Source organism: Desulfuromonas thiophila, assembly GCF_900101955.1.
GTDB lineage: Bacteria > Desulfobacterota > Desulfuromonadia > Desulfuromonadales > Desulfuromonadaceae > Pseudodesulfuromonas > Pseudodesulfuromonas thiophila.
On record NZ_FNAQ01000018.1, the window covers coordinates 43,581 to 50,317 of the forward strand.

Below are 6,737 nucleotides of genomic sequence, written 5' to 3' on the forward strand. Positions count from 1 at the left end.
GCTTAACCTGACTGGCGCCACCAGGCTTGCAGACGCTGCACGATCGGCACGTTGGCCGCTGTCAGGCGGTAGTCAAGCAGGCGGGGAATGGCAACCCAGGCCAGCTGGTCGTGTTCGCGCAGCAGCAATTGGCCGTGGTAACTGGCGACGAACAGGCTGTGGGTGCAGATCAGGCCGCGTGGGTAGCGGTGAAAGGTCCGGCTGAAGCAGGCGCCGATGCGGGCCGAGATGCACAGCTCTTCGGCCAGCTCGCGCCGCAGGCAGGCGGCCGGGGTTTCACCCGTTTCGCATTTGCCGCCGGGCAGTTCCCAGTAGCCACCCAGGCCCTGGCGCGGCAGCCGGCGCGCCAGCAGCAGCTGGTTGTCGCGCAGGAGAATGGCGGCACTGACCTGGCGGGCGGGTCTGACGGTTGTCTGCGCTAACGGTTCCCTCATGGCTGCTGCAGGGCCTCGGCGAAGGCCTGCCGCAGGCGTTCGACCCGCCGACGGTTGACACCGAAATCGTAGTAACCCACCCGCGCGGCGCTGCGGATGTGGATCAGACCATCCTGCGCCACCAGGCGGCATTCCACATCATCGACAAAACGGAACAGCCAGCTGGTAAAGGTGGCGCGCAGGTAGCCGGCTTCCAGCGCACCCATCCCTTCACGCTGGATCACCCCGCCTTCGGCCCGGATGGCCTCCTTCAATGCCGCCCAGGCCTGGTAGGGCGGAACCTTGTCGAAGGACAGGGGCGCCACTTGGGCTTCGGCGCGCACTTCCTCACTGCTGACACAGTTGGGATGGGTCGGACAGGCCGGCAAGCTGCTCATGTAGGGCGGCCGGTAAGGGGCCGGCGCGCCACAGCCGCTCAGGCCCAGGATCAGGCCAAGGATCAGGCTGAGCAGGCCGATGGCGGCGGCGCGACTTGGGGCGGAAGATCGTGAGGGCATGGTCGACTCCTTTACGCTGGAAATTTCCGTTCCTGGGCTTTGGTGTGATAAACAGGCGAAATGCGGGCAAGGCTGTCGGGCTCCTGGCGAAATCGTTTGAAATTTTCCGCCTGCTCGAAGATTTCCTTGTAGACCTCATCCCGATCCACTGGCGGGTAACCATGCTCGGCCAACACGAGGATCAGATCCACTTTCAATTCGGCCTTGATGTCGTCGCGCTGGTTCCAGTCGGTGTATTTAATCTTGTCATTCACGATGGCCTTTACGGCCTTGGCCAAGATCAGCAGCTTGTCCTCGGGGTAGGTGAAATCGTATTTGATGGCCAGCCCGAGTAAAATGTCGTAGAAGGCCTTTTCCTCGATATCGATGCCCATGTCGGAACCAGAGGCCATCTCCCGGTGCAGGGCGCGGATCAGGTCAACGATCTCGCTGGAGAAGTCTTCCAGTACGTTGCTGACCAGCACGTCCTCTTCCTTGCGCTCGTTGTAGGCATCCACCAGTGCCTTGAACTTCTTCGAGAAGTCGGTTCCCTTGGCCTTGTTGAGTTTCTTAAAGTCGTCTATCGCCTTGGCCAGCAGCTGCTGCAGGAGCTTAACCTTGGTGTTGGGCAGCTTGATCTTTTCGATCTTGGCCAGGTAGTCATCGTCGAAGATGTCCATAGCCCCGGCCTTGTCATCCCCCAGCTTGAAGATCTCCTCCACCCCATCGGCTTTGAGGGCTTGCGTGATCATCTCCCGCACCTTGGCGTTCATCTGGGCGGTGTCGGGTGCATTCCCCTTGGTCAGCTTGACGATGATCGACCGCACGGCAAGATAGAAGTGGATCTGGTCGCGCTCCTGCTGTTTCAGCTCTTCCGAGCCACAGCAGATATCGTAGGCCGCCTTCAGGCGCTTGACCAGCTGCATGAAACGCTTCTCGATCTTGTCGGTCAGTTGGGCGAACTCGGCAGCATTGTTCAGGCAGTTGAGCTGTTGGACGGAGCTACCGCTGTAGTAGGGTGACGCATCGAAGCTGTGGAACATCTTGTTCAGCAGGTCGAGGTGATCCCGCACGACAATGATCGATTGCCCGATTTCCTCGATGTTCTGCTGGTCGGCCTTGTTGTAATGGGCCAGCGCCAGGTTCATCTGCCTTTTGATGCCGAGGTAATCGACCACCAGCCCCTTGTCCTTGCCCTCGTACTTGCGATTGACCCGCGAGATGGTTTGGATCAGGTTGTGACGTTGGATCGGCTTGTCGATATAGATGGTATCGAGGTGCGGTACATCAAAGCCGGTCAGCCACATATCGACCACGATGGCGATCTTGAAATTCGACTTGTCGCTTTTGAACTGGCGGTCCAGCTCCTTGCGGTCGTCCTTGGTGCCAAGCAGGTCATACAGCGTCTTCTCATCGTCCTTGCCACGGGTCATCACCATCTTGACCCGCTCCATCGGCTTGATCTCTTTCTTCTCCTGCTCGGTCAGGCTGGCCCCTTTTTCGCAAGCCAGCACCTCATTCCAGTCAGGTCGCAGGGCGATGATTTCCTTCCACAGGGCATAGGCGATCTGCCGCTTGCTGGAGACGAACATCGCCTTGCCCTTGATCGTCGCCCCTTCCTCCAGACGTTTCTCGTAGTGTTCAACGAAATCAGTCGCCAGCGCCTTGATGCGATCCGGGTCACCCAGAATGGCGGTCATGCTGGCGCTCGCCTTTTTGCTCTCCTCGATCTGGTAGTCGCTCGCACCGTCCTCGGCGCACTGATCGTAGTACGCTTCAATCTCTTCCAACTTCTTGTTGTCGAGCACAACCTTGGCGGCCCGCCCCTCGTAGACGATCCGCACGGTGATCTCGTCCTTCACCGATTCGGTCATGGTGTAGCTGTCCACCACCTCACCGAAGACATCCAGGGTGGCATCGATGGGGGTGCCGGTAAAGCCGACATAGGTGGCATTGGGCAGCGAGTCGTGCAGGTACTTGGCAAAGCCGTAGGTCCGCCGCACCCCGTTCTCGGTGACACGCACCTTCTGGTCGAGATTGACCTGACTGCGGTGCGCCTCGTCGGAGATACAGATGATGTTGTTCCGCTCGGAGAGCAGCTCGGTATCCTCGGTGAACTTGTGAATGGTGGTCAGGAAGACCCCGCCGCTGTTGCGTCCTTTCAGGTAATCACGCAGATCGGCACGGCTCGCCACGCTGATCACCGACTGGTCGCCGATGTAGCCCTTGGCGCTTACGAACTGGCTTGATAGCTGATCATCCAGGTCGGTGCGGTCGGTAATGAGCACGATGGTCGGACTCTCAAAATCGACGCTCTTCATCAGCAGGCGGGTCAGAAACAGCATGGTGAAACTCTTGCCGCAGCCGGTCGCGCCGAAATAGGTGCCGCCCTTACCATCCCCACCCGGTTTCCGATGCGCCTTGATGCTCTGGTAGAGCTTGCCAGCGGCGTAAAACTGAGGGTAACGGCAGACCACCTTGACCTGTGCCTTGGAAACATCGGGGAAGTAAATGTAGTTGCGGATCACCTCGCGCAACCGATCCTTATCAAACAGCCCCTGAATCATGGTGTGCAGGGCGTTGATGCCGTCCTGCTCGATGGTCTCGTTGCCGGTCACCTTGCGCCAGGTGTAGAAGTAATCGTAGGGAGCAAACAGGGAACCCATGCGCGAGTTCACTCCATCGGAAATCACGCACAGGGCGTTGTACTTCATCAGCTCTGGGATATCGCGGGCATAGCGGGTGGTGAGCTGCACGTAGGCGTCAAAGATGGTCGCCTCTTCGCGGATGGCGCTCTTGAACTCGAACACCACCAGCGGCAGGCCGTTGATGTAGAGGATGCCATCGGGGATGCGTTTTTCGCTCCCCTCGATCTCCAGTTGGTTGACGATCTTGTAGATGTTTTTGTCGCCACCATACACTGCCGACTCTTCGGCAACGATGGTTTCAATTTCCCCTTCTGCGGGGATACGTCGTTCCGGCAAACCGGCATAGTCGATCAGCTGAATGTACAGGTCTTTCTGGGTGTGATCTTCGCGCTTGAGGAGGAAACCGTCGGCAACCAGCTTGTGGATGGTTTTGTTGGAATCGTACAGGTCTTGCGGATTCAGCCCCTCCAGCCGCCGGATCACCGAATCGATCTCGGCCTTGGTGATGTTGTCGCCGGCATACTGGTGGGCGAGGAAAGCCTGAAGGTCGGACTTGATCAGCACCTCATTCGGTGCCCGCTCGAACGAATCGCCCCTGTGGTGCGGGTAGCCCTGATCTTCCAGCAGGGCGATGATCGCCTGCTCCAGCTTCTCCTCGGTGAATTTCGCCATCCCCAATCCCTCTTCGATCATACCCGCCAGTTCTCACCGGAATATTCACAAACAGGTTCACGCACCATGGTCTTGCGATCATTCAACCGATCCTGATCCCATTGGGCCGGATTATTGTGAATGTAATCGCGGATACGGTCCCATTCCGATTGATCACGGACAATATGCTCCCAATAATTGCGTTGCCATAATTTTCCGGAAAATCGCGGCCAATCCTTCTGTTTGATCCCGCGAATATATTCATTGGTCGTCATGGTTTTAAACCATTGGACGATTTGTGATAATGGGACCGGGCAGACACATAGGTCTGCCCCTACGCCTGTCCCATCATCATTTGCCCCCGTAGGGGCGGACCCATGTGTCCGCCTTGGTTGTAATAAACGTTGATGGGCGTTTGAAACCGGGCAGACACGCAGGTCTGCCCCTACGTCGATGCCATCAACAGACGATCCCCTGTTATGGACAACAAAATGAACGTGGTTGGGCATGCAAATCGACGCATCACATTGCACGGTGGCAAATTTATTTTCCAATTGCGCGAACCATCGCACTACCATTTCGCCGGCTGCGTTTAATTGCATTTCCCCCTGGACGACATTGCCGAACAAACATTCCCGGTTCTGAACGCAGATCGTCACAAAATAAATGCCGGGCCGGGCATAATCGTACCCCTTCAAGCGGATCGAACGACGATGATGTTTGGCACAGCGGTTCATCATTGTTGTCCCTTGGGTGGGTCTTTGCCAGCGCCTGTGATCATCAGAGCGTCTCATTCTCAAAACGGCACTCGATGCGGGCCTGACCGTCGTCCGTGGTGTAGAGGAGGAACTCGTCAGTTGGTTCAATCGTATCAGTCATTGTGGTTTCCTTTGCCGTCCGGCCACAACAACGCCAGCATCTCTCGCCCTGGCCAGACATACCCTTGCCCCTTGATCGAAGAGGGGCGCTCGGCCAGCCAGGCGCTGGTTTGATAGGGGGTCAGCTCCATGATCGATTCATTCCGATAGTCGAGGGATAAGCCCAGTTCCTGCCCCATCTGGTTGAGCGTGCCTTGCACCGAGCGGTTGCAGTCGTTGTCGCAGACCAGCGGGGCCAGCCATTTTTCGGCGGCCTTCATGTGCTTGTCTTCGGCGCCGACCTTGAGCAGGGTATTCATAAAACCGTCCTGAAAGAACCAGTCCAGTTCGGCGAAGTCGGCCTTTTTCAGCGCCGGGACAAAGACCGGGAAACGGGTGGCATCGTGAACGAACAGCACGCACTGGCGGCGCTGCAGCAGGATCAGGTTGGCGTGCCAGTCGCCCAAGGGATTGGTAGCGGGATCGCGCACGAGCGAGAGAACAGGTTTCCGGCTGCGCAGGCGACCATCTTCCAGTAACGGCAGCTTGGCCAGCAGCTTTTTGGTGCAGTGCAGGCGAATCATACGACCTCCGTGACCCGTTTCTCGGCATCGGGGATGCGGAGTTGGCCGGAGAGGAGTTTGGGAAGGAGGGTGTCACGGAGTGTTTCCAACCACCTGTCCTCTTTACGCAGGTCAACATGGCGGTCAAGTAGCGGCTCAACAAAAGAGGTACAGGCGTCTAGTATCTCACCAGCAGGGGCAACACATTTCGCCTGACTAAGATGTTCTCGCTTAATATGACCCATCGTAACAGCTTTGTCGGCGGCAATACGCTGAAACTCTTCAAGGTGGTGTTTCGTGTAATTGTAGAAATACCATTTCGGATAGGTTGCCGATGTTACCTTAAACAGATGCTGGTTTAGAGCAGCCCTTCCTCCGCACCAGATGTCTACCAACAAAGAGCCTGACCATGAAAAAACAACATCTCCATCATCAATAATGCACTTGGGGGTAATCGTGGGAGAGGCTTTTTCTTCACCATCGGCAAAGCCTTTTCTCAGTTGTGCAATCTTAACGACCGGCAAAAAGTCATCCTCGTTTTCGGGTCTAAACTTCTGCAAAGCCAACCCATTCTGGTAGTGTGCGATTTCATCGAGCGACTCAACCTCCCACCCCTCAGGAATCCACCCCATCTCATCACTGAAAACAAAGCTGCTCGGGAACTGCTTTTGAACCGCTTCAGGGAGAGGTTTGCGCTTGTCGCCAAGGGCGGCTCGCACCTCGGCCCTTGCTTGCAGTTCATCGGGGATGGGTTTTCCTACGGCAAGGGCGTTGTCGATCACCGGATCGAAATCGACAAACCAGCTCTTGATGTAGCGGAACCGGTTCCCTGGACACAAGTTTAGCTTACGCCGCCTGACGGATTTCATCAGGTGATCTGAAGCCGTTTTTCTCAACACGCCATTCGCTGTTGTAAAGCTCCACGAAGGTCTTCACGGCTTCGCGAACGTCGGTGATGTTACGGAAAACCCGGCCATAGATGGCCTGCTCTTTCAAGGTGCGGTTGAACCGTTCGGCAACTCCATTGGTCTGGGGTTCGGCAACAAAGGCAAAGCTGGGAGTGATCCCCCAGAACTTGATCTGGTTCTGAAAATGGTCTGAGAGGTAC

Annotated in this window: 6 protein-coding genes and 1 pseudogene; all 7 read right to left on the minus strand. The window is 56.9% G+C overall.

What is annotated here, in order from left to right; all coding sequences use genetic code 11:
* Nucleotides 1–2: 2 nt before the first annotated feature.
* Nucleotides 3–434, minus strand: a complete 432-nt coding sequence (locus BLR80_RS11190) for a (deoxy)nucleoside triphosphate pyrophosphohydrolase (protein ID WP_171906435.1) — start codon at nucleotides 432–434, stop codon at nucleotides 3–5.
* Nucleotides 431–931 (minus strand): DUF1499 domain-containing protein, encoded by a 501-nt coding sequence (locus BLR80_RS11195; RefSeq protein ID WP_092080135.1) that lies wholly within the window; start codon nucleotides 929–931, stop codon nucleotides 431–433. Before BLR80_RS11195 ends, BLR80_RS11190 begins: the two co-directional genes overlap by 4 nt.
* An 11-nt stretch (nucleotides 932–942) precedes the next feature.
* Nucleotides 943–4,230: a type I restriction endonuclease subunit R gene (locus BLR80_RS11200; protein WP_092080139.1), complete on the minus strand. Its 3,288-nt coding sequence runs from the start codon at nucleotides 4,228–4,230 to the stop codon at nucleotides 943–945.
* A gap of 17 nt (nucleotides 4,231–4,247) precedes the next feature.
* On the minus strand, nucleotides 4,248–4,949 hold the full coding sequence (locus BLR80_RS11205; protein WP_216095216.1) for a transposase: 702 nt from the start codon (nucleotides 4,947–4,949) through the stop codon (nucleotides 4,248–4,250).
* Between the two features lie 131 nt (nucleotides 4,950–5,080).
* On the minus strand, nucleotides 5,081–5,650 hold the full coding sequence (locus tag BLR80_RS11210) for a DUF6933 domain-containing protein (RefSeq protein ID WP_092080142.1): 570 nt from the start codon (nucleotides 5,648–5,650) through the stop codon (nucleotides 5,081–5,083).
* Nucleotides 5,647–6,264 (minus strand): annotated as a pseudogene (locus BLR80_RS11215) (restriction endonuclease subunit S); the annotation flags it as partial. The gene BLR80_RS11210 and the pseudogene BLR80_RS11215, both read right to left, overlap by 4 nt.
* Nucleotides 6,265–6,475: 211 nt before the next feature.
* Nucleotides 6,476–6,737 (minus strand): integrase core domain-containing protein (locus tag BLR80_RS11220; protein WP_143012120.1); only part of this gene is annotated, 262 nt, incomplete at its 5' end.

What these genes read in the sequence shown, in the direction of transcription:
- BLR80_RS11190 (WP_171906435.1), bottom strand. Translation starts at nt 434, where the DNA reads ATGAGGGAACCGTTAGCGCAGACAACCGTCAGACCCGCCCGCCAGGTC.
- BLR80_RS11195 (WP_092080135.1), bottom strand. Translation starts at nt 931, where the DNA reads ATGCCCTCACGATCTTCCGCCCCAAGTCGCGCCGCCGCCATCGGCCTG.
- BLR80_RS11200 (WP_092080139.1), bottom strand. Translation starts at nt 4,230, where the DNA reads ATGGCGAAATTCACCGAGGAGAAGCTGGAGCAGGCGATCATCGCCCTG.
- BLR80_RS11205 (WP_216095216.1), bottom strand. Translation starts at nt 4,949, where the DNA reads ATGATGAACCGCTGTGCCAAACATCATCGTCGTTCGATCCGCTTGAAG.
- BLR80_RS11210 (WP_092080142.1), bottom strand. Translation starts at nt 5,650, where the DNA reads ATGATTCGCCTGCACTGCACCAAAAAGCTGCTGGCCAAGCTGCCGTTA.